The sequence below is a fragment of the Acinetobacter sp. YH16044 genome (assembly GCF_013417145.1).
Lineage (GTDB): Bacteria > Pseudomonadota > Gammaproteobacteria > Pseudomonadales > Moraxellaceae > Acinetobacter > Acinetobacter amyesii.
Map to the genome: position 1 here is coordinate 1 of NZ_VPEK01000006.1, position 24396 is coordinate 24396.

At 40.4% G+C, this 24396-nt stretch carries 24 protein-coding genes and 1 pseudogene; 17 read left to right on the forward strand and 8 right to left on the reverse strand.

Annotated features, from left to right (window positions below; genetic code table 11):
* Positions 1-55 precede the first annotated feature (55 nt).
* From FTV38_RS05695 to pal, 9 genes and pseudogenes are all read left to right on the forward strand, one after another.
* Positions 56-538 carry a hypothetical protein gene (locus FTV38_RS05695; RefSeq protein WP_180021910.1) on the forward strand — a complete coding sequence of 161 codons (483 nt, stop codon included), beginning with the start codon at positions 56-58 and terminating at the stop codon, positions 536-538.
* A 24-nt stretch (positions 539-562) separates the two neighbouring features.
* Positions 563-688 carry a hypothetical protein gene (locus FTV38_RS18040; protein WP_257228669.1) on the forward strand — a complete coding sequence of 42 codons (126 nt, stop codon included), beginning with the start codon at positions 563-565 and terminating at the stop codon, positions 686-688.
* A gap of 66 nt (positions 689-754) precedes the next feature.
* Positions 755-1162, forward strand: coding sequence for a tol-pal system-associated acyl-CoA thioesterase (gene ybgC, locus FTV38_RS05700; protein ID WP_078190367.1), 408 nt, complete (start codon positions 755-757; stop codon positions 1160-1162).
* 27 nt (positions 1163-1189) lie between these two features.
* On the forward strand, positions 1190-1888 hold the full coding sequence (gene tolQ, locus FTV38_RS05705) for a protein TolQ (protein ID WP_078192037.1): 699 nt from the start codon (positions 1190-1192) through the stop codon (positions 1886-1888).
* A complete protein-coding gene (gene tolR / locus FTV38_RS05710; protein ID WP_180021912.1) occupies positions 1888-2337 on the forward strand; it encodes a protein TolR in 450 nt (149 codons plus the stop codon). The genes tolQ and tolR overlap by 1 nt, the downstream gene beginning before the upstream one ends.
* Before the next feature lie 3 nt (positions 2338-2340).
* Positions 2341-3684: a cell envelope integrity protein TolA gene (gene tolA, locus FTV38_RS05715; RefSeq protein WP_180021915.1), complete on the forward strand. Its 1344-nt coding sequence runs from the start codon at positions 2341-2343 to the stop codon at positions 3682-3684.
* A gap of 271 nt (positions 3685-3955) precedes the next feature.
* Positions 3956-4261: pseudogene (locus tag FTV38_RS05720) on the forward strand (cell envelope integrity protein TolA); the annotation flags it as partial.
* 554 nt (positions 4262-4815) lie between these two features.
* Entirely contained in the window at positions 4816-6099 is a 1284-nt protein-coding gene (gene tolB / locus FTV38_RS05725) for a Tol-Pal system beta propeller repeat protein TolB (protein WP_180021973.1), read from the forward strand.
* A 68-nt stretch (positions 6100-6167) separates the two neighbouring features.
* A complete protein-coding gene (pal, locus tag FTV38_RS05730) occupies positions 6168-6737 on the forward strand; it encodes a peptidoglycan-associated lipoprotein Pal (RefSeq protein ID WP_168378062.1) in 570 nt (189 codons plus the stop codon).
* Between the two features lie 234 nt (positions 6738-6971).
* Here the strand turns inward: pal and FTV38_RS05735 are convergent, their stop codons facing one another.
* Positions 6972-7169 (reverse strand): NF038105 family protein, encoded by a 198-nt coding sequence (locus FTV38_RS05735; protein WP_078190373.1) that lies wholly within the window; start codon positions 7167-7169, stop codon positions 6972-6974.
* 184 nt (positions 7170-7353) lie between these two features.
* Between FTV38_RS05735 and FTV38_RS05740 the strand changes: the two genes are divergently transcribed.
* The 5 genes from FTV38_RS05740 (at position 7354) to FTV38_RS05760 (ending at position 10643) form a co-directional block, all read left to right on the forward strand.
* The gene (locus tag FTV38_RS05740; protein ID WP_078192041.1) at positions 7354-8328 is read left to right on the forward strand and encodes a class 1 fructose-bisphosphatase; all 975 of its coding nucleotides are present in this window, start codon (positions 7354-7356) and stop codon (positions 8326-8328) included.
* A gap of 52 nt (positions 8329-8380) precedes the next feature.
* Entirely contained in the window at positions 8381-9157 is a 777-nt protein-coding gene (locus FTV38_RS05745) for an RNA methyltransferase (RefSeq protein ID WP_078192042.1), read from the forward strand.
* A 160-nt stretch (positions 9158-9317) separates the two neighbouring features.
* Complete coding sequence (locus FTV38_RS05750) at positions 9318-9932, forward strand: RNA polymerase sigma factor (protein WP_180021974.1); 615 nt, start codon at positions 9318-9320, stop codon at positions 9930-9932.
* Positions 9929-10249: a hypothetical protein gene (locus FTV38_RS05755; RefSeq protein ID WP_078190377.1), complete on the forward strand. Its 321-nt coding sequence runs from the start codon at positions 9929-9931 to the stop codon at positions 10247-10249. The genes FTV38_RS05750 and FTV38_RS05755 overlap by 4 nt, the downstream gene beginning before the upstream one ends.
* The gene (locus FTV38_RS05760) at positions 10239-10643 is read left to right on the forward strand and encodes a DUF3106 domain-containing protein (RefSeq protein ID WP_078190378.1); all 405 of its coding nucleotides are present in this window, start codon (positions 10239-10241) and stop codon (positions 10641-10643) included. Before FTV38_RS05755 ends, FTV38_RS05760 begins: the two co-directional genes overlap by 11 nt.
* Positions 10644-10731: 88 nt before the next feature.
* On the opposite strand, the gene FTV38_RS05765 is transcribed toward FTV38_RS05760, so the two are convergent.
* From FTV38_RS05765 to cxpE, 4 genes are all read right to left on the reverse strand, one after another.
* Complete coding sequence (locus FTV38_RS05765; RefSeq protein WP_180021917.1) at positions 10732-13146, reverse strand: CSLREA domain-containing protein; 2415 nt, start codon at positions 13144-13146, stop codon at positions 10732-10734.
* A 24-nt stretch (positions 13147-13170) separates the two neighbouring features.
* Entirely contained in the window at positions 13171-14982 is a 1812-nt protein-coding gene (gene rbtA / locus FTV38_RS05770; RefSeq protein WP_180021919.1) for a rhombotarget A, read from the reverse strand.
* A gap of 118 nt (positions 14983-15100) precedes the next feature.
* The gene (hda, locus tag FTV38_RS05775) at positions 15101-15805 is read right to left on the reverse strand and encodes a DnaA regulatory inactivator Hda (RefSeq protein ID WP_078190380.1); all 705 of its coding nucleotides are present in this window, start codon (positions 15803-15805) and stop codon (positions 15101-15103) included.
* Positions 15806-15823: 18 nt separating this feature from the next.
* A complete protein-coding gene (cxpE, locus tag FTV38_RS05780; RefSeq protein WP_180021921.1) occupies positions 15824-17041 on the reverse strand; it encodes a chloramphenicol efflux transporter CxpE in 1218 nt (405 codons plus the stop codon).
* Between the two features lie 134 nt (positions 17042-17175).
* On the opposite strand from cxpE, the gene purM reads away from it, so the two are divergent.
* Together purM and purN are read left to right on the forward strand one after the other, a co-directional pair.
* The gene (gene purM / locus FTV38_RS05785) at positions 17176-18246 is read left to right on the forward strand and encodes a phosphoribosylformylglycinamidine cyclo-ligase (protein ID WP_078190382.1); all 1071 of its coding nucleotides are present in this window, start codon (positions 17176-17178) and stop codon (positions 18244-18246) included.
* A gap of 9 nt (positions 18247-18255) precedes the next feature.
* Entirely contained in the window at positions 18256-18885 is a 630-nt protein-coding gene (gene purN / locus FTV38_RS05790) for a phosphoribosylglycinamide formyltransferase (RefSeq protein WP_180021923.1), read from the forward strand.
* A 75-nt stretch (positions 18886-18960) separates the two neighbouring features.
* Here the strand turns inward: purN and FTV38_RS05795 are convergent, their stop codons facing one another.
* Both FTV38_RS05795 and sppA read right to left on the reverse strand, forming a co-directional pair.
* A complete protein-coding gene (locus tag FTV38_RS05795) occupies positions 18961-19770 on the reverse strand; it encodes an alpha/beta fold hydrolase (protein ID WP_180021925.1) in 810 nt (269 codons plus the stop codon).
* Positions 19767-20792 (reverse strand): signal peptide peptidase SppA, encoded by a 1026-nt coding sequence (gene sppA, locus FTV38_RS05800; RefSeq protein WP_078190385.1) that lies wholly within the window; start codon positions 20790-20792, stop codon positions 19767-19769. Before sppA ends, FTV38_RS05795 begins: the two co-directional genes overlap by 4 nt.
* 127 nt (positions 20793-20919) lie before the next feature.
* Here sppA and FTV38_RS05805 point away from each other — a divergent pair, with 127 nt between their 5' ends.
* Positions 20920-21891 carry a lysophospholipid acyltransferase family protein gene (locus FTV38_RS05805; RefSeq protein WP_180021926.1) on the forward strand — a complete coding sequence of 324 codons (972 nt, stop codon included), beginning with the start codon at positions 20920-20922 and terminating at the stop codon, positions 21889-21891.
* A gap of 31 nt (positions 21892-21922) precedes the next feature.
* On the opposite strand, the gene FTV38_RS05810 is transcribed toward FTV38_RS05805, so the two are convergent.
* The gene (locus tag FTV38_RS05810) at positions 21923-24382 is read right to left on the reverse strand and encodes a DNA internalization-related competence protein ComEC/Rec2 (RefSeq protein WP_180021927.1); all 2460 of its coding nucleotides are present in this window, start codon (positions 24380-24382) and stop codon (positions 21923-21925) included.
* Positions 24383-24396: the final 14 nt, after the last annotated feature.

A 24396-nucleotide genomic window follows, 5' to 3' on the forward strand; every position in this document is an offset into this window, starting at 1 on the left:
TCAATTACGCAGAATAATTCGGTACTATTGAACATTAGGACTAGAGTTGTGAGTTTTGTGTGGTAACTCAACTGATGGCTCTAGTCTTCTTATTTTCAAGTTTATTTCTTATCCGCGATTCGGGTTAACTATTAAACAATCGCCTTCTGCATATCATATAAAAAACCTGAGCTTCAACTATACTTCTGCCCTCATTTTTATTGGGACGTACTATCACGACGACGTACAAGCTTTGGTCAAGGAAAACTTTAAGCCAGCAAAAATTAATACATTTTATTTCAGCCTCTCATTCTTTGCTTTAGTCATACTCGTTTATGTGTTTTTCTGGATAGATCTAGCTAATAAACTTTTACTTATGTTAGTTATTGGCCTTGGCTTTTGCTGCTTAACGTATATGTATGAATCTTTAAAGGCATTACTCCCAAAGCAACAGAAAAAGAAAATGGAAGAAACTCACTTTCATATTGCGGGATATTTAGCAGCTCATCTACAGGATTTTGTCGATGCAAAATTTAAATTAGATGAACAAACAAATTAAAAGTAGTCTCTTTTTTAACCAATAATGACAAATACGAAAGTTAAAGATTTACGTGAGTTGAAACCTTGTGCCATTGGACTGATGACTCACGGTGCTAAACTGCCCGTCATTGAAGCACTTGACGAATCATTGAATTATCGCCATTTTTAAATGCTCTAATTCTATGCTGAAGTGCAGAACAATATTTTTCAGATTTTATAAAGACGGAACACTCTCATGGCGAATAAATTCGAATTCAACATTCGTGTATATATTGAAGATACAGATGCAGGTGGTATTGTTTACCACGCAAATCATATTCGCTTTATGGAACGTACCCGCACAGAATGGCTGCGCGCTTCAGGTGTAGACCATTATTGGCATCAAAAAGATTATAACTTTGTCGTTCATAAAATTAATGTGAAATATTCACGCCCTATATTAATGGATGACCTGATTACTGTTACAGCAAGTGTAGTTTCGTGTAAGGCTACGTCATTTGTGTTGCAACAAAATATTTATCGTGGTGATATTATGCTGGCATCAGGTGAGGTAGAATTGGCATGTATCAGTGCAGAGATGAAACCCCGTCGCCTTCCTGATGAAATACGTGAACTGATTCTGAAAGAATTGGAACAAGATTAAAAAAATTATTTGGCACATGTAGTAACTATGGCAACTCAACTAGAATCAACACTCAAAGTTTCAGACCTCATCTTACAAGCAAGTCCTGTCGTACAACTGGTAATGCTCCTGCTGCTCTTAGCTTCGTTATTCAGTTGGTATCTGATTGCCAAGTTACACATGAGTTATAAAAAAGCGCAGGCTGACGATGAACATTTCCAAAAAATATTTTGGTCTGGCGCCGAACTCAATACTTTATACAACAATGCTCAGCTCAACTCGAAACGTGTTGGCCTTGAAGATGTTTTCTATCAAGGTTTAGGCGAGTTTTTCAAACTTAAAAAACGTAATGCCAGCGCAGAACAATCAATTGAAGGTACAGAACGTATTCTTCGTGTGGGTTTAAGCCGTGACCAAGGACATTTAGAAAATGGTTTAGGCGCGCTTGCGAGTATTGGCTCGGTTGCACCCTATGTCGGTTTATTCGGTACCGTTTGGGGCATTATGAACGCCTTTATTGGTTTAGCAGATGTTGACCAAGTCACCCTTGCTACGGTTGCTCCTGGTATTGCAGAGGCATTGATTGCAACGGCCATTGGTCTTTTTGCGGCAATTCCTGCTGTACTAGCATTTAACCATTTCACAGCCAAAGGTGAAGCCGTTTATAACGATCGTGCTCTTTTTGCCGAAGAAATGGTTGCGTTATTACAACGCCAGTCTGTAGGTTCAACTCAGGACAATGACTAATGGCTATTCAACGTTCTGGACGCTTTGAGCGCATCAAAAAACCATTAAAAAGTGACATGAACGTCGTACCATATATTGATGTCATGTTAGTTCTTTTGGTGATTTTCATGGTCACTGCACCTATGATCACCACAGGTGTCAAAGTCGACTTACCACAGGCAAATGGCACGCCTATGCAAGCGGAAGATAGTAGAGCGATTGTTACACTGAAAGCAGATGGCACGATCACTCTCGAAGATAAAAATCATCAAGATGATGTACTCACACTCGATGAACTAAAATCTGTTTTAACTGCTTCACAAAATGAAGCGAGCGAACAGAAAAAGCAAATGAGTGTCCTGATTAACGGCAGTGAATCTCGTCCTTATGGTGAAGTCATGAAACTCATGTCTGCCCTTCAAGATGCAGGTTTAACACAAGTAGGTTTACTGACTGAGCCATTAAAATAATTTATGAAAGATTTCAACAAGCCGCCTTTTAAACAAAAAGCCGTTGCGATTGGTTTCACACTAGGTGTGCATATCGTCGCTGTGGTTGGCTTACTTTATCTTGGCATGAGTAAACCACCTGAGCCCCCTAAAAAAATAACCACTGTTTTGGTAAAACCGGAAGATTTAAAACCTGTAACACGTGAAGTCACTGAGTTTGATGAAACCGCGCATGAAAATGTAGCTGAACAAATCACGCAAACAGCAGAACCTAGCGTTGAACCGGCACCCGAGATTCCAACGGCTGCACCACCTAAGCCAGCAGAACCACCTAAGGCAGATCCACAGATTGCTGCTCAACAGGCACTCGCTGCGGCAAAAGCACAGCAGCTTGCTGAACAAAAAGCTGCGGACAATGCAAAACGTGCTCAAGAACAAGCTAAAGCTGCTGAAGCTGCAAAACTAAAAGCACAACAAGAAGCCAAAGCGGATGCAGCTAAAGCCAAATCCGATGCGATAGCCAAAGCCAATGCTGAAGCCGCTAAACGTAAAGCCGATGCTGATGCCAAAGCCAAGGCTGAAAAAATCCGTGCCGATGCTTTAAGAAAAGCAGAAGCTGACAAAGCCAAAGCTGCAGCAACGGCAAAAGCCAATGCAGATGCAAAAGCCAAGGCCAATGCGGATGCTGCAAAACGTAAAGCAGATGCAGACGCGAAAGCTAAAGCCAATGCGGAAGCTGCAAAACGTAAAGCAGATGCTGATGCAAAAGCTAAGGCCAATGCAGAAGCTGCAAAACGTAAAGCAGACGCCGATGCAAAAGCTAAAGCCAATGCGGAAGCTGCAAAACGTAAAGCAGATGCTGATGCCAAAGCTAAGGCCAATGCGGAAGCTGCAAAACGTAAAGCAGATGCTGATGCGAAAGCCAAGGCCAATGCAGAAGCTGCAAAACGTAAAGCAGATGCCGATGCAAAAGCCAAGGCAGATGCAAAGGCTAAAGCCGATGCCGAAGCGCGTGAACGTGCAGCTGAGGAAGCCAAAGCATCATCTGCGCGCAAAGCCGCTGAAGAAGCTGCGCAGAAAAAGGCTGAAGCGAAGAAAATTGCCTCAACTGCTAAACGTGATTTTGAAAATAAAATTCGTCGTGCATGGGATACGCCAAGTGGTTCATTAGGTAAGACAGCAACTGCTCGCATTCAACTAAATGATGATGGTTCAGTTCGATCTGCTGTTGTGAATTCAAGTGATCCTGATATGGAAGCCAGTATTAAAGCGGCTATTCGTCAAGCCGCACCTTATCCGATGCCATCGGATCCTGATGCTAGACGAGAAGCTCGTTCAATTACCTCAACTTTCACATCTGCACGTTAATTTTTAAAATCCCTGCATACATTGTGGGGATTTTTTATTTACTGAATTATATAACATGAAAACATTATTTTTATTTTCGACACTCTTATTTATAAGCACCCAGACATTTGCCGAAAATCGTTCAATTTACATCCCCTCTTCGACCATGCCTGACCATATTCCACCTGAACAATTTAATGCTTTGCTGATGGATCATGCTAAAACAACTCAACCTGAGAAATCAGTACAGGACGTAAAAAAGCCTCTTAAACCCATTTCACATGCTCTAAATGAAGAAGATGCAAAGAAAAAAGCGGAAGCCAAGAAAATCGCTTCAACAGCTAAACGTGATTTTGAACATAAAATCAAACGTGCTTGGGATACACCACCTGGCTCTAGCGGTAAAACGGCCATTGCTCGCGTGATTTTATCTAAAACAGGTGCTGTCCAAGCAGTCATCGTAAGCTCCAGTGATCCTGATATGAAAGCCAGTATTGAGGCTGCAGTTCGTGCTGCTGCACCATATCCGATGCCTAGCGACCCAGATGCTAGACGTGAAGCACAAAGTTTTACCTCTACATTTAGATCTTCAAATTAAGTTTGATAAATCCGTGCATTGCTTGCGGGGATTTTTTTGTGGTTAAGCAATGAATCACCCCATACCCATTTTTTCTTATCTTCAATAGATCAAGTTTCATCGCTGGTATGATGTTTATTTTTAAGCTTCTACATCCATCCCCCCAGTTCCCCCCCTTTCCTAAAATGAATACTCAATCGATTGTACCTGTGTGTTTCAATACTTGAGCTTTTATAAAGCTCTAGCCCCGACTAATTGATCCATTCTTGTCTTCGTTCTATATAACGCCGTGTATGTGGGACTCAGCAACATCAAGTATTACTAAAATTTTCTAAACACTTGATTCAAAAATAGAATGTTATAACTAAAGAATTATCATTTTCATTCCAAAATGTGATGTTGTGTTCATGATTTTTAAGCTAGACTTGACGAAACTCGGATAAAATCTCTGCATTTTTCACAGTGTTATAACAGTTCAGTCATATTTTCATGCTTTTAATATCCCAAAATCATGCCATTATGTGACACAACCAAATACAGACAATAACTCACATTTTTAGAGTAATTAGCGAATGATGGAAATGACGCGTAAACATCTTCTTTGCTTAGCCGTATTCACTGCTTTGAGCCCAGTTTTAGTGACTCAAACGCATGCGCAGCTTCACCTCGAAATCACTAAAGCTCCTGAAGAAGCACCTAAAATTGCGATCGTGCCTTTTAGTAATGACTCAAATATTTATCCAGTGGTTGAAAATGACTTGAACCGCTCAGGTAAATTTACCAGTGCCTCTAAAAACTTACCTGCAACTGCAACAATAAATTCACCTAATGCAGAAGCATGGAAAGCTGCGGGCGTATCCTATGTCGTGACAGGCACATCAAAAACAACGGCTGATGGCTCTTATGAAATTCACTACCAACTGTATGATGTTGAAAAAAAACAATACCTGTTAAATGAACTACTCACTGTACCTGCTTCACGTTATCGTCAAGCAGCGCATATGATCAGTGATGCAATCTATCAAGCTTTAACTGGCATTCCAGGTGACTTCAGCGGCCGTATTGCCTATGTATTGCGTAATGCAGCAACACCAGATCAGCGCTATACCCTACAAATTGCAGATACGGATGGTGAACAACCCCGTACCATTTTGACTTCACGTGATCCAATCTTGTCCCCTGCATGGACACCTGATGCGAAAAAGCTAGCCTATGTTTCATTTGAAACCAAACGCCCTGCGATTTACATCCAAGATTTAGCAAGTGGTAACCGTGAAAAAGTAGCAAGTTTCCGTGGCCTGAATGGTGCACCAAGCTTCTCACCTGATGGTAAATCAATGTTATTTACCGCATCGATGCATGGCAATCCTGAAATCTATCAAATGGATTTACAGACTCGCCAATTAAAACGCATGACCAATGACACAGCGATTGATACAGAAGCACGTTATGCACCTGACGGTAAATCATTTATTTTTACCTCTGACCGTGGTGGCTCTCCACAAATTTACACCTACAACTTAAGTGCTGAAAGTGTCAAACGCTTGACTTTCCGTGGCGCTTTCAATGCACGTGGTACGTTAAGTGCGGACGGTAAAAAATTAGCTTTGGTACATCGTCCTAGCGGTAGTAACTATAAAGTTGCGGTTCAAGACATTGGTTCTGGTGTAACCAATATTTTAACACCAACAAGTTTAGATGAATCCCCAAGCTTCTCACCAAATGGTCAAATGGTGGTGTATGCAACCCGTGAAGCAAACCGTGGTTTGCTCTCGATCATGTCTTTAGATGGCCGTTTCCGCATGAACTTACCAAGTGAACAAGGTGAAGTTCGTGAGCCAGCTTGGGCACCGAAATAAACACTGCATGATTTATTCAACAATAACTTTTTAATGAAACATCATAAATAACCGTCATGGAGATTAATATGAAAGCAATGAAACTGATTGCATTACCTGTTTTAGCTACAGCATTAGTAATGACTGGTTGTGCCAGCCGTAAACCTGCAGCAGATGTACAAGCAGGACAAAACCCAAATGGCTCAACCACTGTAAACACTTCAGGTTTAAGTGAAGATGCAGCACTCAATGCACAAAACCTTGCGGGTGCATCATCGAAAGGTGTAACTGAAGCGAATAAAGCATTTTTAGCGAAGCGCGTAGTACACTTTGACTACGACAGTACAGAGCTTAGCAATGAAGACTTACAAACCCTTCAAGCTCACGCTCAGTTCCTAGTTGCTAATGCAAACTCACGCGTGGCTTTAACAGGTCACACCGATGAACGTGGTACTCGTGAATACAACATGGCACTTGGTGAACGTCGTGCCAAAGCTGTTGAAAGCTTCCTGATTACAACAGGTGTAAGCCCTAACCAGCTTGAAGCAGTCAGCTATGGTAAAGAAATGCCAATCAATGCGGGTCATGATGAAAATGCATGGAAAGAAAACCGCCGTGTAGAAATTAACTACGAAGCTGTTCCTCCACTACTTAAATAAGACTTGAATAAGTCTGAGCTAAAAAAAGCACTCATTGATGAGTGCTTTTTTTATTTATATCGTTTCATTTGCATCGTTCTGTGCTTTTACTCATTTTAGCCCTTTAACTCAGGATAAATTCAGTTAGCGACTTTAGAACTTTAAGAAAATATCCAATGAAAATGCAAGTGAACGACTTTAAAAACGAGATCCTTAGCTTTACCAACTAGAAAATTAGCTTAACAATCCAAATCATTACGCTTCTGCTTCTGGATGTTCAGCATTTTCTTTTTCTGTTTGCATCGACTCAATGAGGTCATGTTTATTGAACTTTTTATACTCTGCTTTAGCTTCGTAACTGCTCCAAGCAGCTTTTACGGTATCCGCAGAAATATCGTCTAAATTCAATCCCTCAGTTGCAGTCGGAGTCGCATCAAATTTTTGTGTGGTCATTGTTGTGCTCCCTGTCTTTCGATTTATACATTAGATTCAACATAGCATGTTATTCAGGACTTGCAAGGGTAAAATCACGACAAATAGTCTAGTTTAATTTTTCTTTTCCATCGTTCTCATCTAAAATGTTGCACAATCACATTTTTATCATTTTTGATAAATTAATATTTGGAGTTTTCCGGTTATGTCAAATCTCACCCTTTCCCAATTTCTACAACAACAAAGTGGTAATCTTACTCCTGCATTAGCACAAGTTATTGAAACAATTGGTAATACATGCAAAGACATCGACCTTCTTTTACAAAAAGGTGCTTTGGCTGGTGTATTGGGTAGCGCGCAACACGAAAACGTTCAAGGTGAAGAACAAAAGAAACTTGATGTCATTTCAAATGATTACCTCATCGATGCATTAAAAGTTCATCCACATGTCGGTGGTTTGGCATCTGAAGAATTAGATGAATTCACACCAGCTCAAGAAAATGGCGATTATCTTGTCTTGTTCGACCCATTAGATGGTTCAAGCAACATCGATATCAACATGTGTGTTGGCACAATTTTCTCAATTCTTCCTGCAAAAAATGCCGTAACACAAGCTGAAGATTTCATGCAAGCGGGTGTTAACCAAGCGGCTGCAGGTTATGTATTGTATGGCCCATCAACAATGATGGCTCTAACTGTCGGTGCTGGCGTAGTCTTTTTTACTTTTGATCCAGAAAGCAAAGAATTCTTATTAACTAAAGATGCGATTGCGGTTGCAGCAGATACTAAAGAATATGCAATTAATGCATCGAACCAGCGTCACTGGGAAGAACCTGTAAAACGTTATATCGACGAACTGCTTGCAGGTAAAACTGGCCCGCGTGAAAAAGACTTCAATATGCGTTGGGTCGCATGCATGGTGGGTGATATTCATCGTATTCTTTGCCGTAGCGGTATCTTCATGTATCCATACGACTTCAAAGATCCGAAAAAAGCAGGTCGTCTACGTTTAATGTACGAAGCAAACCCAATGAGTATGTTGATGGAACAAGCTGGCGGTGCTTCTACAACAGGCCGTGTTCGCATTCTAGACATCCAACCAACAGAACTTCATCAACGTGTTCCTGTGATTATTGGTTCTAAAAACGAAGTTGACCTAGTTACGTCATACCATAATTAATTTCTTATAACGAAAGTCAGTATTTTTGCTGACTTTCGTGGATATCTCCCTCATGGCTCTGATTTATCTCGAATCAAAAGACAACCCGAAAATTAAGCACCTCCGTGGCTTAATCGAACAAAATGCCTACCGTAAAAAACAAGGTCAAACTGTTTTGGAAGGCACACACTTGGTGTTGTCATGGTTAGACTCAAAACGTCCAATCAAATCGATTTTCACCACTGAACAAGCAATTAACCATGCTGATTTCGACCGCATTGCGGAACAATATCAAGGTGCTGTGTTCATTCTAAGTGAATCTTTATATAAAGATATCAGTACACTTGGAACATCTATTGCTTGCTTAGCAATTGTGGATTTACCAAGTTCAAGTGAAGCGCTTAACTTCAGTGAAGACACCTTAATTTTAGACAATATTCAAGACCCCGGTAATGTAGGCACCCTACTCCGTTCTGCTGCCGCGGCGGGTATTGAGCAAGTTGTTTGTACCAAAGGCTCTGCATCGCTCTGGTCACCGCGTGTATTACGCGCAGGTATGGGCGCACATTTTTCATTAAATACCTTTGAAAATATTGCCCTTGAAGATATTTTGACGAAATTCAAAATTCCAGTGTATGCAACAAGCTCACATCAGTCTGAAAACCTATATAGCAAAAATTTACGCAAACAATGTGTGTGGATTTTAGGCAATGAAGGTCAAGGTGTTTCTGAGTATGCATTACAACATGCCGAAGCCGTAGCGATTCCTCAACCGGGTGGTCAAGAATCACTAAACGTAGCCATTGCTGGCTCGATCTGTTTTTTTGAAATGGTACGTCAGCGTCAGTAAAATCGTTATTTTATTGTATTTAGCGCTTAAGCCTGAAAAAAATAGACTACACTAGAAAAAATAATAATTCTTTTTGTCAACCTAACCGTTATTTCCATCGTTATTTGTATATGAATATGGAAATAATGGTGGGTATCCGATGACAGGATTTTCCATCTCTATGGATTTAGCACCCAAAAAGTCCGAGACGCAAGACAGCAGTGTTTTAAAAAGCACAGCTGAGTCTCGCCTGAAAAACTTCATGAATGAAGTGACGGGGCGTGCTTTAGTAATGATGGAAAGTGCAACGCACGGTCAACATGGCATTGCCATGGACTTGGTGCAAGAAGCCTTTATTTCCTTACATAAAGCTTATGCTGAAAAGTCCACAGAGGAATGGTATCCCCTGTTTTACACCATTTTAAATAACAAGCTGCAAGACTGGCGTCGAAAAGAAGCACGTCGTTCGCAGCCGTTTTCCTTATTTAGAAAAGTCAGCCTAGATGACGATGATGTCGAAATACAGGATGTGGTAGATGAATCTACACCAAACCCTTTCGACTTTCTGGATCAGGCTGTCACTGCAGAAGAAATACAAAATGCTATCGCAGAACTTCCAGTCCGCCAGCAACAAGCATTTATGTTGCGAGCTTGGGAAGGCTTTGATACGCATACAACTGCAGAAATTATGAATTGTTCCGAAGGCAGTGTGAAAACACATTACCACCGTGCCATTCAAGGTTTACGTACCGCTTTGGCACATTTGAATCCACATATGGGAGGATCATCCGAATGAAACAAGATGATTTCTTAAAGCAAGTAACTTCCAAACTTGATGGACTCGCACAGCACCATAAAGACAAAGCAACTGTCATGAATAACGTGCTTGAAGATATTCATCAGCGCGAAACTTCTCGTTATGGTTTCTGGAAAATGTCTGGCTTTGCACTTGCAGCAGCAATTGCAGGTTTTGTCATTTTACCGAATGCGACTGTACTGGATGACAAACCACAAAATCAGGTGATTTCAACCCCTAAGCTCTCCCCTCAAATGGTGGAAGATCTTGAAATGTTGATGGTTCTGGGTGAGGACAAAGTTCCACATGGCAGCTAAAAAATTAGCAATAGCATTCTGTGCTTTTAGTTTTTTGCAAACCAGTTTTGCTGGCTTTGATCGCTTTTGGATTTTTTCAAAAGATGCTGATACTCAAGTCAATGAAACTTGGGATTCTCTATCTGAAGCAGAACAACAGGCTTTAATTAAAAAGTATCAGGCACTCAAAGAGATTCCTGCAGATCAACGTGTCAGCTTGCAACAGCGCATGGATTGGTTCACCCAACTTCCAGACAGTGAAAAGCAGCGTATGCGCGAAACATGGCAAAAAATGAGTACTTTAGAACGTAAAGAACTCGCGACACGTATGCAAAAAGCTAGTCCTGATGAACGACCTGCTATTCGCGATGAGTATATCAATAAATATTTACAGCCTATCGCTGTCGTTCACTAATCAAAAACAACAGTATGTTGTGATAATCAAATCAATTACATTAGTTAAGTTATAAAAAAAGCCTCTTATCGAGGCTTTTTTTATTGTATTACTTGCTCAACCGACGCTGACGATACATACCTAAACCAATCAGTGTCAACAGCCCAAATAATCCCATCGAACCACCGCCGCTAGAAGAAGAATTGGTGTTTTTCGCGGTATTCTTAAGGGTCAAAATTGCATTGTTTGATGCAATGGCGTCACTATCGACAACGCTATATTCAACAGGATAGTCAAACTGACTAAAGCCATTTTTTACAGAGAAGGTAATCTTGCCACCGTAGCAAGTTTCCTTTAAATAACTTGCTGGGCAACTGCCACTATACTCAGCTTCAAAGTTTAAACCTGCTGGGATTTTCGTAAAACGAATTGGGATAATTTGACCTTCTTCATTTTTATGCCATACCGATTTACCCGTTGGCATAGATGTAACTGGACCATCACCATCATCATTAGCATTTTCTAATAAATTATTGACGGTAACAGACAAATTATTTGACGGACTAATTGTATATTGAGCAGCTTTGGCCACTGGGGTCATATTTTTAAATGCCACACGGACCACACCAGAGGATTCCGCCTGACTCCCTGTCTTTTGTTTTAGCGTATATTTACAAAAACCGTATTCGGTAGGTGCTGTTGTTGCTCCACTAGTGCGATATATAACGATTTGTTTTATTCCCGCATCCCAATCACAGTGCAGGTCATGTGGTGGATTACCTACGATACTTGCTTCGCCTGTACTAGACACCGTAATTTCACTACCAATGCCGATTGGTGAAGTCGTCACGGTATAGTTGTCAGCATTTAAGGCAATTTGTCGTGTTTCAGCACTACCATTCACAGACTCTTCTTGAGGTAATGATGCCGGGAACGGATCAAAATAAACCGCACGATATTTAAGGTTATTTTTTAATGCACTTAATACCGCTTCGTACTTTGTTAAATCATCCTGATTGGCAACTTTATATTCTGCATAATCTGGATCGTCGATATCCTTTTTCAAAGCATCAATTGTATTTTGATACTTATCTTGCAGAGCTGTTAAAGACTCATTGGTAATATCTGCCATATCTGCTGCGGTTAAATTCATTAACTCAACCGAACCAATATCACATGTGTTTCTTTGCGTAGGTGATAACTGTAAAGTACCATCTGTGATCCGCAAAATGCCCCGTTGATCCGCATCACTACAGCCGTCTAGGCCAAGATTGATCAAGTCAAAACCACTGCCGATTGCTTTCGGGTAATACAAAGGTAAATACAAGTTATAAGCAGATTTTGTTTGTAGGGCGCTTAATAAAGTCCCCATAGCATAGCTACTTACATCATGGTTTTGCAGAAAGCTTTCCGTACTATTCAGTACACTTTCGGGTAAATCACACTGTGCGGCTGCCAGTTCAAATGCATTATTACTTGCAACAAATTTTTGGCCATTATCAGGTACAGCATTATTGAGATAGCGACAAGATTTCCCACCAGTATTGTAGGCCAATACATTGAAATACCAAGCCTTTGTACCATTGTTATCATAATAATAGGTACTAGCCGCATTGTTCTCGACTATTGTATTACTGGTTAAAACGAAGCTAGAAAAAGCACTTAAACGATCCGTTCCCTGAGAAATGGCACGGATAATACTACCCGTACTTGGATTTGCTTGGTTTTTTGCAATCGTATTTGCTGTCAGTTCAACCTTGGCATTTCCACAGAAGTCCATCACACTATTGCTCGTCGATGAACCATTTTGAATAATACTGCTTTGCTGGAACACAATTTCAGGCTGGGTATCCCCCAAGTTGCCGATACAGTCCATAGCTACCACACTACCTTTAGGTGCGACGTTACCCTGAACTAAACTGCTCACCAATAATGTTTTTTTCGACATATTATGCGCAACGGAGTAGATCGCACCGCCAGCAACTTTGGCCTGAGAGTTTTCAATTGCACCATTATTTAAGGTAAATGCTCCCCCTAAATACAAGGCACCACCTCGATCTTCTGCCATCCCGCCAGTAAGGCGTACATTATTGACGATAAAGTTGGCTTCTGAGCGTGAAGTATTAAAAATACGCGATTTGCCTTGGGCATTAATCGTCGTTCTAATATCTTCATAGGCAGGAAATTTCTGCGTCAGTAAATTTTTTGAATCATAGTTAAAGCGACTTTTCCCCTCTATCACGATCTGATTTAGAGGAACTAACTCACCTTTGGTCAGAAGATATTCACCTGCTTCAAGTTGAATATAATCGGTCTGCCCATTATTTGGATTACCGACATTACATCCACCAAAAGATTTGTTTTTACGTGCAGTTTCAATCGCTTCACGTAAAGAACATTGATTGAGATTTTCACCATTTTCATCATCAAAGGTCGTAACTTTGATGATGTTACTTGTCGCTGCCATAGATGACATAGCCGCAAGGACCATGACCGCCAGCAATCCTTTTTTATAATTTTTCATGTGCTGTCCTTAATTCTATCCAGACTATTTTTTAAAGCGACGAAATCCAACTAAGCCAAGCAGCGCAAAAATACTCGCCCAGCCTAGAGCACCACCCGAAGTTTTAACGGTTTTACTTTCCATTTCATTGTTTGGTTCTTGGAAAATACGCACTTCTGCAGCTAAATAATTTTTTGCCGAAGTATTAAAACGGGTTGAAGACGTCACCACACGCAATTCAAAAATATCTGCGCCATGCCAATTTCCATTTGGCGTGTATTCAAAATCACCATTCAAATTCAGGGTAAATTTACCTTTAGATTCGGTGCTTTGTACAATTATTGGGCAACCATCTTGCCATGGCTCACCCGTTGAATTTGCCATACCCATCACTTTTGAACATTCTTCTTTTGGAATTAAATCACTGTCACCTAATGCATCTAAAATATTAAACTTGGCTACTTCACCTGTACGAATGTCTTTACCTAATCGAGGCATGCTCACAGGAACCACAATTTCTATAGCCCCACGATCACACCAAACATCATCCAAATTACGATTTTTTCCACGCTGATCAGAAGACTCGCAATACACATGATGCTCATTGCCATCTGCTGTGGTCTTCCCCTTATTTAATATCGGGCTTGAGAAAATAGTTTCGTAATCTAATAAAATACGAGGACGTAAATAACCAATAAATGCGTTATTTGCTGTGGTAAATGCACAAAAAAGTGCATTACGATCTTCTGTTAAGGTTTTACAGCTACCTTCATCTTCACCCGCGATTAAACTTGTCCCAGACCATACATCATTTAAATTTGCAGCAGGCCCAACAGGACAACTCGCAGCCACTAAGTTGTTATAAAAAACAGATTGGTCTGTTCCTGAGTTCACGACTTTACAATCTTGAGCGGTACCACTGAGCGCATTACCAATCACCACACTATTGGCTAAATAAGCATGCTCAGAGGTACTATTTAGTTCGATACCGCCACTGTTCTTCAGTACTGTAATATTATTGAGTGCTAAACCATCACGTAAGTTGACAGCAAAACCTTTGTTTTTGAAAAAGGTACTATTGGCAATGATATTTTGAGGGTTACTGAACACCAACTTGCTGATGTCTGCGAGCCCATTTTGATTGTAAACAATCGCTCGACCAGAAGTGCTTTCATTATTTTTAAATAAAGATGTATAGATTTCATAAGCCGGTGCTTCTGAGTAAATTGCACCACCATCTACCGCTTTGTTGTTTTGAAAAATCGTGGTTCGTATATATAGACGGCTTGCTACAGCTGCGCCATCTTCTGAAAATCCAACATTGTAGATTGCACCACCAAGTCGTGCATAGCCATCTTCAAACTTTACATTTTCAAGTGTAAGTTTTTCATTATTAAAAATGATGCCGCCCTTATCAGCACATTGATCTTGCTTACATCCTTTAAATGAAATTTCTTTAAAATTGATCGCAAGTAGTTCTTTTTCGCCATCATTAATATTAAAAATTTGATCCTTGCCCGTCATTTCAATGACGGCATTATTAAGACCGAGTACGACATCTTCATTGACGTTACTGTCATACGCCGTTTTCAGATTCAGTTCTGCTTTAATATCAATTTTTTTAGTGAGTTTATAAACTTCATTTTTTTTCAGAGAAATTGAGGCATAGGCGTCTTTACCCCCGCAACCATTATATCCGGCTTCTGGCATACCATTATTGATATATTCTATGGCTTCACGAAGTGAACATTCCTTGTCATCCTTTACAACATCTTCAGTGGTTGTAACGATAATTTCTGCGCTAAATGCATGACCTGCTATGAGAAGCATGCCAATGCCTATGCTCTGTTTGAGCATATCCATCTCCTTAAATATTTTTTATCTTTTTATTCTTAAGTTGCACAATCCTTGCAACATTAAAATATTTTTACGTACTTTGTCACAGCTTGAGTAATTACTCAAGAATTTTTATTGCTTACCGATATTCATCAATTAGGGCAAAAATCTGTCTTAAATTTGCATGACTCAATTTGACTTTTTCACCTTTTAACATCTGAATCAGTTGTTCTAAAGAGCGAAGTAAAATAGACGCCTGATGCGGCCCATGTGCCAACAAATAATCCACAATTTGTTGATCCATATGGATGCCACGTCGCGCTAAAACAGAGTTAACGAGCGCTTGACGGTCTGCGTATAAGCTACCATTCGGCACTTTCACACTAACAGCCTGAGTTAATCTAGACTGTAGGTCTGGCAGTTCAAGTTTGAGTTCAATTGGCGCCAGTCGAGATGAAAAGACCAATTGACCACCTTCTTCGTTATTATAGTTAATCAGGTGAAAAACGGCTTTTTGCCAATGTGGAACTCCACTGATGGCTTCAATATCATCCAAAGCCACTAAGTCATAGCGATCTAGCGAAGTAATCGCTTCAGTGGGCGCATCGAGCAATTCAAGCAATGAAACTTGAATTGCTGATTTGCCAATTTCTAAATAGGAGTCACATATTGCAGACAGTAAATGGCTTTTTCCTGTGCCAGCTCCACCATAGATATAGAAACGATTCATTAAACCAGCATGTAACTGACGAACACCATCGATTACATGCCCCCAACTCGGCCCAGAAAAATCACTAATTCGGGCATCGAGTTGTGGTTCTATATCTAGCTGCAATTGACGCATATCTATATTTTGGCCTTATCAATCTTTATGTTCTGATCTTTCAATGTTACTCGAAATTTCAGGATCTTGCAGCGAATTTGCAGACTGATTTTTGAGCTCAATATCGACAGCAACTTGATTGGTTTCTACGTTTAAAGTGCCACTTGCAGCATCATTTACGACAAGTACATCATTTCGGTATAAATTACTTTTCTCGTAATTTTCGCGAGCATGACGTAATAAGACCACAATAATCGCTGCAACGGGTAGTGCAATGAGCATCCCGAGGAGTCCTGCCAATTGCGCGCCTGCAAGGACTGCAAATACCACTGCCACAGGAGACAAACCAATTTTGTCGCCTAATAAGAAAGGCTGTAAAATATAACCTTCTATTGCCTGCCCTACCATGAATACCACCAGTACTAAGGCCAAATGCACCCAATCCAAACCGAATTGGAACAAACAAGCCACAATTGCCGAAATAATACCAACCGCAAAACCCAAATACGGAATAATACTGGCTAGACCCGCAATCATCCCGATGATGATGCCAACCTCAATACCGACTAATTGGAGTCCAACCGCATAAACAACGCCCAATAAGAACATTACCAAGAATTGGCCTTTTACAAATGCGCCTAAAACTTCATGACATTCGCCCACGATTGTGAGCGTGCTTTTTTCATATTTACGTGGAATAAGTCGACGCATGTTTTCTAACATACGCTCCCAATCTAATAAGAAATAGAAAGCTATGATTGGAATTAAGACAATCGTGCCACCAATCTGTATGAAATTCAGACCCGATTGTGCCACTTTTAACAACATGGCTTGGATACTGTCTGCACTATAGTTGGTTTGAATATACTCCATGATCGCTGCTGACATTTGCTCTGTATCAATTTCCATCGGTACAAGATTAAATGTCTCTGATAACCACGGCAGGAATGTATAGTTGACCCAATGAATATTGCTTGGAATATTGTTTTTCGCATACATCAACTGTTCCCATACCAGTGGTACGAGGAACCACATTGAAAGGAATATAGCGACACCAATTCCAATAAAGACCAAACTGATAGATAACCAGCGCGGCAAGCCAATATTATGTAATTTATCGACTAAAGGGCTAAATAAATATGCAATTAGAAATGCGCCGATAAAAGGAACAACTACAGGCTTTAATAAGTATAAAACCCATATGATCAATGCTATCCCAGCAAGAATAAATATTCGGCGCAAGGTGCGATCACCCATATAAAGTCACCTTTTTTCAATGTAATCGTTATAGAAAGGAAAATATTTTAATAAAGATAACATTTTAGTGCGAAATAGCATAAGAGTTTTGCATATTCAGGTTATAATCCCCGCGCGAATGCGGAGACTTCATTATGAGCAACTCAACTTCTACCCCAAACACTGGTTTAAGCTACAAAGACGCAGGTGTCGACATTGAAGCGGGCGACGCGTTAGTCGATCGTATCAAATCTGTCGCGAAACGTACTGCACGTCCTGAAGTAATGGGCGGCCTAGGCGGCTTCGGCGCTCTTTGTAAAATTCCTAAAGGTTATGAAGAACCTGTTCTCGTATCTGGCACAGATGGTGTTGGTACAAAATTACGTTTAGCATTGAATTTGAACCGTCATGACACAATTGGTCAAGACTTGGTTGCAATGTGCGTAAACGATCTTCTTGTATGTGGTGCTGAACCACTCTTCTTCCTTGACTACTATGCAACTGGCCACCTCAACGTTGACGTTGCAGCAAATGTTGTGACTGGTATCGGTGCGGGTTGTGAACTTGCAGGTTGTGCATTGGTTGGCGGTGAAACTGCTGAAATGCCAGGTATGTATGAAGGCGAAGACTATGACCTTGCAGGTTTCTGCGTAGGTGTAGTTGAGCAAAGTAAAATTATTGATGGCTCTAAAGTTAAAGCGGGTGACGTTTTAGTTGGTGTTGCATCTTCTGGCGCACACTCAAACGGTTACTCACTTCTTCGTAAAATTTTAGATGTGAAAAACGTTGACCTTACTCAAATCGTTGATGGTCGTCCACTTGCAGATACAGCAATGGAACCAACTCGTATTTATGTAAAACCAATTCTTCAGTTATTGAAAGAAGTTGATGTACACGCAATGGCACACATCACTGGTGGTGGTTTACCGGGTAACTTACCTCGCGTACTGCCAAATGGTGCTCAAGCGGTAGTCAATGAAGCATCTTGGGAATGGCCAGAATTGTTCAAACTACTTCAAAAAGAAGGTGGTGTTGAACAATTTGAAATGTACCGCACATTTAACTGTGGCGTGGGTATGGTTCTCGTAGTTGATGCAGCAGATGCTGACAAAACTGTTGAATTACTCAACAGCCTTGGCGAAAAAGCATTCACAATGGGTCACATTGCAGACAATGCTGAATCTGTTGAAGGCGCTGACGAAAAAATCCGTGTAGTTTTCGCATAAGCAACGTTCATGATTAAAATTGCTGTACTTGTTTCAGGCAGCGGATCTAACCTGCAAGCCCTGATCGATGCCAATCTATCAGGTCAAATCGTTGGGGTAATTTCCAATAAACCTGATGCTTTTGCACTGCAACGTGCAGAAAAAGCAAAGATTGCAACTGCAGTCATTGAACACAAACAATATCCAAGTCGTGAAGCTTTTGATGATGTGATGCATCAACAACTGCTCGACTGGGATGTTGACTTGGTGATTTTGGCAGGCTTTATGCGCATTTTAAGCCCAAAATTTGTCAAAGCATGGGAAGGGAAAATGATTAACATCCACCCTTCTTTGTTACCAAATTATAAAGGCATGCATACTCATCAACGTGTGTTAAACACTGGTGATGTCTTCCATGGCTGTACAGTTCATTACGTGACTGCAGAGCTAGATGCCGGCCAAGCGCTTGCTCAAGGTGTGCTTAAAGTCAATGTGCATGATCATGCTGAAAGTCTGGCAGATCGGGTTCACGTGCTTGAGCATGTGATTTATCCTCAAGTCGCAGAATGGATCTGTAATGGTACGATCCAACATACTGCTGATGGGGTGTTATATCGCAATCAACCGATGCAAGCACCTGTTCAATTCTGCAAGTTTTAAAATCAGTTTTTATCTATTTTAAAAAGAAATAAAAAACGCATCCTCGGATGCGTTTTTTTATTTGAGTACATTCAATCATTCGTGTTTGGCATGAACCGCTAACATTTGTTTGATTAACTCAACCGTTTCTACTGGTTTTTCTAATGGAAACATATGACTGCCGCTAACCACTTTAAATGGAATCGCAAATTTTTTCTCGACCATTTGGGGAAAGTGACGTGCCAAAAATGGCCCCTGCTCTGCAATTAACTGCTGTACAGGTACTTGCGGTTGAGCATGAGGTAACCACCACAGTGAAGGATTGGTTCGAAAAATATGAACTTCATCATCACGTGAAATCGTCAACTCCACCCCACCACGCAGTTTATCGTCCATCAAGGCATGATCAATATAAGCTTGATAACAGTCTGGATCGAAATCTTTATAAAAACCTTTCGGCCTTAAAAGCTCTGCTGCTTGTTCACGGCTGTCCCAATGATCACGACGACGCTTCGACAATCCTGCTGGGGACATTTTATCGAGGACTTTAAGTTTGAGGAGTTTTGCGATGTGCAAAGCAAAAGACTCTTTCCCCATGATCATAGGCGGATCAATCATTAACACTTGTTCAAACAATTCTGGGCGTTGTAAAGCAGCCTGAAATGTTAAAACCGAACCTAATGAATGACCTAATCCAATCACCTTACGACCATTGGCCTGACGCACAATACTGTCAATGACTTGCTGTGTTAAGCTTTTCCAATGGTTATCGATTGGGTAACGCTTATCTGGCCCAAGTAACGGCACATAGATCACATCATATTCATCACTCAGTAAATCAAACAATTTTTGATAAACCAGTGATGGCACGCCATTGGCGTGCGCAAAATGAATTAACGGTTTCATTGTAACTTCGTGCTGTTTTCAGATTGAACCTGTTGTGACAATGCACTTGCCAAACCTTGACCAAATGAACTTCCCATACGACCTAGCACAGAATCAAATGGGCTGTTTTCAATGGTATAGTTCACAGCTTTTTCAGTTTTCAATTCCCGTTTCAGGCTATTTAAACTACCTGTACGGTCAGCAATACCCAGCTTCACAGCCTGATCACCTGTCCAAAATAAACCTGAGAAAATAGCCGGATCATTCGATTTTAATTTCTTACCGCGACCTTCTTTCACGGCATTAATGAAATGTGCATGAACGTTATCGAGTACACCTTGAACATGTGCTTTTTGTGCAGCATCGACAGGTTGAGTCATGGATAAAATCGCTTTGTTCTCACCCGAAGTCATGGTGCGATCTTCTACACCAAACTTTTGCATCAAACCACTAACACCATAATTCGGCATAATCACGCCAATTGAACCCACTAAACTTGAAGGGTTGACAATAATTTCATCTGCGGCAGACGCAATATAGTACGCACCTGAAGCACCAGTATCACCAATAATGGCATACAGTTTTTTATCGGTATGGGCTTTTTTCAAGTACTGAATTTCTTGCCAAATTTCATCAGACTGAACAGGTGAACCGCCCGGTGAGTTAATATTTAAAACAACCGCTTTGCTTTGTTTATTTTCATAAGCTTTTTTCAAAGCTTTGATGGTATTTGCACTGTTTACACTTTGCTTGTCCGCTGCAATGGTCCCAATGATATCAACCACGGCAATATGTGAACCCGCTGTTGCTGCAGGATCAGATGACGACATGCTGCAACTTTTTGCCATCGCAATGATAATAAATAGCAAATAAGCAAAGGTTAAAAATTTAAAAAATATACCCCATCTACGTGCTCTACGTTGTTCTTCAACGGAAGAAAGCACGGCTTTTTCTAATATTTTCCATTCATTTCCAGTTGGCTGCTGAATATTGTTTGAAGAACTTTGCTGTTTTTCTTCAGGTTTTGGTGGCCATTCGGACATAAAAAAACCCATTTGATCGTTAATTTGTAGTCATTATATACACGCTAATCGCTATAACTGTCTAATCAATTCATTTTCCCCTATAATTATTTTAAATTTTCTTTCATTTCTTTCAGACTTAAATAAGATGACCGACCAAAATTCACAGGACACCACATATCACCTGTTAAAATTTATCAGCCGTCAACCTATTCAAATTTCAAGATTAATTGCAAAAGGTTTGGCTGGGTTAGTCAATGTTTTAAAAATCTCTAAAACCTACTCTACGATTCAACGCAATCTTAAAATTGCATTGCCTGAATTATCAGAGTCAGCTCGCATTCAACTCACTAAACAAGCGATTCGAAACGAACTTTGTTCTTATTTTGAATTTTTTAATATTTGGGGTGCAAGTACAGAAAAAAATATTCAACGGATTCATCACGTACATGGCGCTGAATATTTACATGAAGCGCTCGCCCTAAAAAAAGGCGTTGTACTCGTAGTACCACATTTTGGTACTTGGGAAATCATGAATGCATGGGTTGCGCAGTACACTCAAATGACCATCATGTACAAGCCGGTAAAAAGCGAATCTGCCAACAATTTTGTCCGTGCTGCTCGAAGCCGTGAGCAAGCAATATTGGTTCCTACGGATGAATCAGGTGTACGTCAGATTTTCAAAGCCTTAAAACAAGGTGGGACGACGGTGATCTTGCCAGACCATACCCCCAATGCCGGCGGCGAAATGATTCCATACTTTGGTATTCCACTAAAAACCAGCAACTTAAGTGCAAAACTGATTCAAAAAACCAAAGCACGTGCGCTCTTACTATATGCCATTCGTAACGATAATCATGGTTTTGATATGCATATCGAACCTATCGATGAGAACATTTATCAAGGCAATGCAGATGATGGCTCAATAGTTATCTTTAAAGCAGTGGAAGATTTAATTCATCGTTATCCAGAGCATTATCACTGGAGCTATAAACGCTTTAAAGCCAATCCAAAATTGAGAAATCTATACAATATTAGTGATGAGGAAGCCGCTCAACGCATTCGTGATATTCGTGAGGAATATCAAAGACAGCAAAAAATTAAAAATGTGACAGAATGACATTTTCAAGCAATACACTTGAAGCAGTTTTCTATTCAGATTCTTTAGATAGCCTGCGATACCGATCGAGCCATTTATACTTTGGCCGCTCTTCAATTAGTTCAATTTGTTGTTTATTTTGCTTGAAATGGATACTTCCACTTTGTGCAGTTTGCAAAAGTGGAATGTCTAATTGTTTGAGACGTGTTTGGGTCATCTTTGCAGGATGTCCATAACGATTAAATCGCCCCGCAGAAGCAATCGCCAACTTGGGCTTAAAATGGTTTAAAAACGCATAGGATGAACTGTGCCGACTACCATGGTGTCCGAGCACCAAGACATCGACTTTTAGGTCTGGATAATCACTTAATATTTGATATTCCGTCTCCCAACCCGCATCCCCCATCAATAGAAAATGTCGTGGCCCATTGACGCCTTTGACCGTCACATACAGTACACAAGAGCGTTCATTGGCATTCCATTTGGCATCTGTCAGATCTTCAGGCTTTGGCGAGAGTATTTCAAAATAGACTTGCTGATCCCAATTCCACTGCTGACCACGCTGACATAAGCGCTGTGGAGCTTGGTTTATGGTTTGTACCCGCTCATTACTTGAAAGCTGCCCAATATCAAGCTGTTGCTCCAATGAGAAAAAGCCACCACTATGGTCTTGATCTAAATGAGTCAATAACACCCGATCTAGTCGATGGACACCTTGCACACTCAAAAATGGCCGGATGATATTTTGCCCAACACTAAATTGACTTTCATCATAGTTTCCACCGAAGTCTACCATCATATGATGATCTACAGAACGGATATAGATCGCCTGCCCTTGCCCCACATCTAAAATTGAAAGTTGAAAGTTTGCTGAATTTCTCCATGGGATAAACAGAGCAAAAAAGGCAATGACCGCCCAATATTTTGGCAAGATACCTTCAGGTAAAAATAAGATTACTATAACGAGTATCAACAGTATGATTTGAGTTGACGTCAATGCGACATCTTGCATTTTTGGTGCAAAGAGTCGATCTAAGCCATAGAGAAATACATGTAACACTTCTAAACACAGATCATTGAATAAAAAAACCAAATGCGCTAAAGGTGTAGAAATATAAGAAAGTGCCCCTCCGATGATATCTAAAGGAACCACCACTACCCCTAACCACGGGATGGCAAATAAATTACTTAATGGGCTAATCCACGTGACTTGCTTGAAAAAAATCACCATCAATGGAAATAAGGCGATAAAGATTTTCCATTGTGATTCCACCATCAACCACATTGAATGTTTTAACTTTTGCCAAAAACTGGCTTCCGCTTGAGCCAGTAAATGCTTCCTTAAGGTTTGATAAATCCGCAGTAAAATAAAGCATGCGCCATAAGACAACCAAAATGCCGCGGATAAAATACTAAAGGGATCCATAAGCAATAAAATTGCGGCACTAAAAACCAGCAGTTGAAAAGGCTGAATGGTTTGCCGTAACAAAAGCATGCTACTTGCGACAAGGCAAATCGTCAGTGTTCTCAGCGCCGGTATTTCAAAACCGGTAAATGAACAATATAGAAGGACACAAAATATAAAGGGCACGACCAATACATATTGTTTGGGCCACTTGAGATAAATTTTGGGACAATATTTACGGATACCTAACTGCATCGCCCAACAGAGCATGCTGGCAAAAACCAGTACATGCGGCCCAGATATCGCTAATAAATGACTCATGCCAAAACGTTGAAATAATTCACTGGTGCCTTCAGTGAGTAAACTTTTATCACCTGTAAGCAGCGCTAACAGCAAGCCATGATTCTGCAGCGGTTGTTGGTATATAAACGCTCTTAAATATAAACGCTGCTGTTCGACTTTTATTTTGAACTGATGTAACACACCTTGATGTCGTTGATATTGCTGGCCATAACCCATCGCAGTCATATGTTGAGGTGGTATCAATTCAACCGACTTCACCTTTAAACTGGCATGTATATTTTGCTGTATGCTCCACCTTTCTTGGTCAAATGCACCTTCGGTCACATAGCTTTGGGTAGGTCGTAACTCACCATACATACGATAGTATTGTCCAGGGACCAACTGAATCGTCTGTTCATTATTTTGCAAAATTGACTTGGGTAAATACGCCATAAAATATTGAATCTGCTGATTCACATTGAGCACTTCAATTTTTTGCTGAATTGCTTGGTCTTTGAGTTGGCTGATCTGTGGAATATACGCAATAAACTCGCCTTGTCTGCTCTGATGTTCAACCAATGCCAAACGCTGATCGAGTTGAGTATTGGCGAAACTAAAACCGAGAATTGAACCTATGCAAAGATTTGTACTGAGCTGTAAGATTTTCGAAAAGATACTTTTTAGTTTTGGTGAAATGTAGAGCTGTAGCACTAGCCAAATCAGGACAATAAAAAGCAACTGAGCTGTCGAGAGTTGTGGATTCCAAAACATGAAACCCATAAAAGAAATACCTAAAATCCAGCCAATACAAAAACTTTGTAACATGAGTCGTCATTATT

Bases quoted from the DNA above. Each gene is read 5' to 3' on its own strand.
- FTV38_RS05755 (WP_078190377.1), top strand. From the start codon at position 9,929: ATGAAACAAGATGATTTCTTAAAGCAAGTAACTTCCAAACTTGATGGA.
- FTV38_RS05740 (WP_078192041.1), top strand. From the start codon at position 7,354: ATGTCAAATCTCACCCTTTCCCAATTTCTACAACAACAAAGTGGTAAT.
- FTV38_RS18040 (WP_257228669.1), top strand. From the start codon at position 563: ATGACAAATACGAAAGTTAAAGATTTACGTGAGTTGAAACCTTGTGCC.
- FTV38_RS05735 (WP_078190373.1), bottom strand. From the start codon at position 7,169: ATGACCACACAAAAATTTGATGCGACTCCGACTGCAACTGAGGGATTG.
- FTV38_RS05745 (WP_078192042.1), top strand. From the start codon at position 8,381: ATGGCTCTGATTTATCTCGAATCAAAAGACAACCCGAAAATTAAGCAC.
- tolR (WP_180021912.1), top strand. From the start codon at position 1,888: ATGGCTATTCAACGTTCTGGACGCTTTGAGCGCATCAAAAAACCATTA.
- FTV38_RS05750 (WP_180021974.1), top strand. From the start codon at position 9,318: ATGGATTTAGCACCCAAAAAGTCCGAGACGCAAGACAGCAGTGTTTTA.
- rbtA (WP_180021919.1), bottom strand. From the start codon at position 14,982: ATGCTCAAACAGAGCATAGGCATTGGCATGCTTCTCATAGCAGGTCAT.
- tolQ (WP_078192037.1), top strand. From the start codon at position 1,190: ATGGCAACTCAACTAGAATCAACACTCAAAGTTTCAGACCTCATCTTA.
- pal (WP_168378062.1), top strand. From the start codon at position 6,168: ATGAAAGCAATGAAACTGATTGCATTACCTGTTTTAGCTACAGCATTA.
- FTV38_RS05805 (WP_180021926.1), top strand. From the start codon at position 20,920: ATGACCGACCAAAATTCACAGGACACCACATATCACCTGTTAAAATTT.
- tolB (WP_180021973.1), top strand. From the start codon at position 4,816: ATGGAAATGACGCGTAAACATCTTCTTTGCTTAGCCGTATTCACTGCT.
- FTV38_RS05765 (WP_180021917.1), bottom strand. From the start codon at position 13,146: ATGAAAAATTATAAAAAAGGATTGCTGGCGGTCATGGTCCTTGCGGCT.
- tolA (WP_180021915.1), top strand. From the start codon at position 2,341: ATGAAAGATTTCAACAAGCCGCCTTTTAAACAAAAAGCCGTTGCGATT.
- FTV38_RS05760 (WP_078190378.1), top strand. From the start codon at position 10,239: ATGGCAGCTAAAAAATTAGCAATAGCATTCTGTGCTTTTAGTTTTTTG.
- cxpE (WP_180021921.1), bottom strand. From the start codon at position 17,041: ATGGGTGATCGCACCTTGCGCCGAATATTTATTCTTGCTGGGATAGCA.
- FTV38_RS05795 (WP_180021925.1), bottom strand. From the start codon at position 19,770: ATGAAACCGTTAATTCATTTTGCGCACGCCAATGGCGTGCCATCACTG.
- sppA (WP_078190385.1), bottom strand. From the start codon at position 20,792: ATGTCCGAATGGCCACCAAAACCTGAAGAAAAACAGCAAAGTTCTTCA.
- purN (WP_180021923.1), top strand. From the start codon at position 18,256: ATGATTAAAATTGCTGTACTTGTTTCAGGCAGCGGATCTAACCTGCAA.
- ybgC (WP_078190367.1), top strand. From the start codon at position 755: ATGGCGAATAAATTCGAATTCAACATTCGTGTATATATTGAAGATACA.
- purM (WP_078190382.1), top strand. From the start codon at position 17,176: ATGAGCAACTCAACTTCTACCCCAAACACTGGTTTAAGCTACAAAGAC.
- FTV38_RS05810 (WP_180021927.1), bottom strand. From the start codon at position 24,382: ATGTTACAAAGTTTTTGTATTGGCTGGATTTTAGGTATTTCTTTTATG.
- hda (WP_078190380.1), bottom strand. From the start codon at position 15,805: ATGCGTCAATTGCAGCTAGATATAGAACCACAACTCGATGCCCGAATT.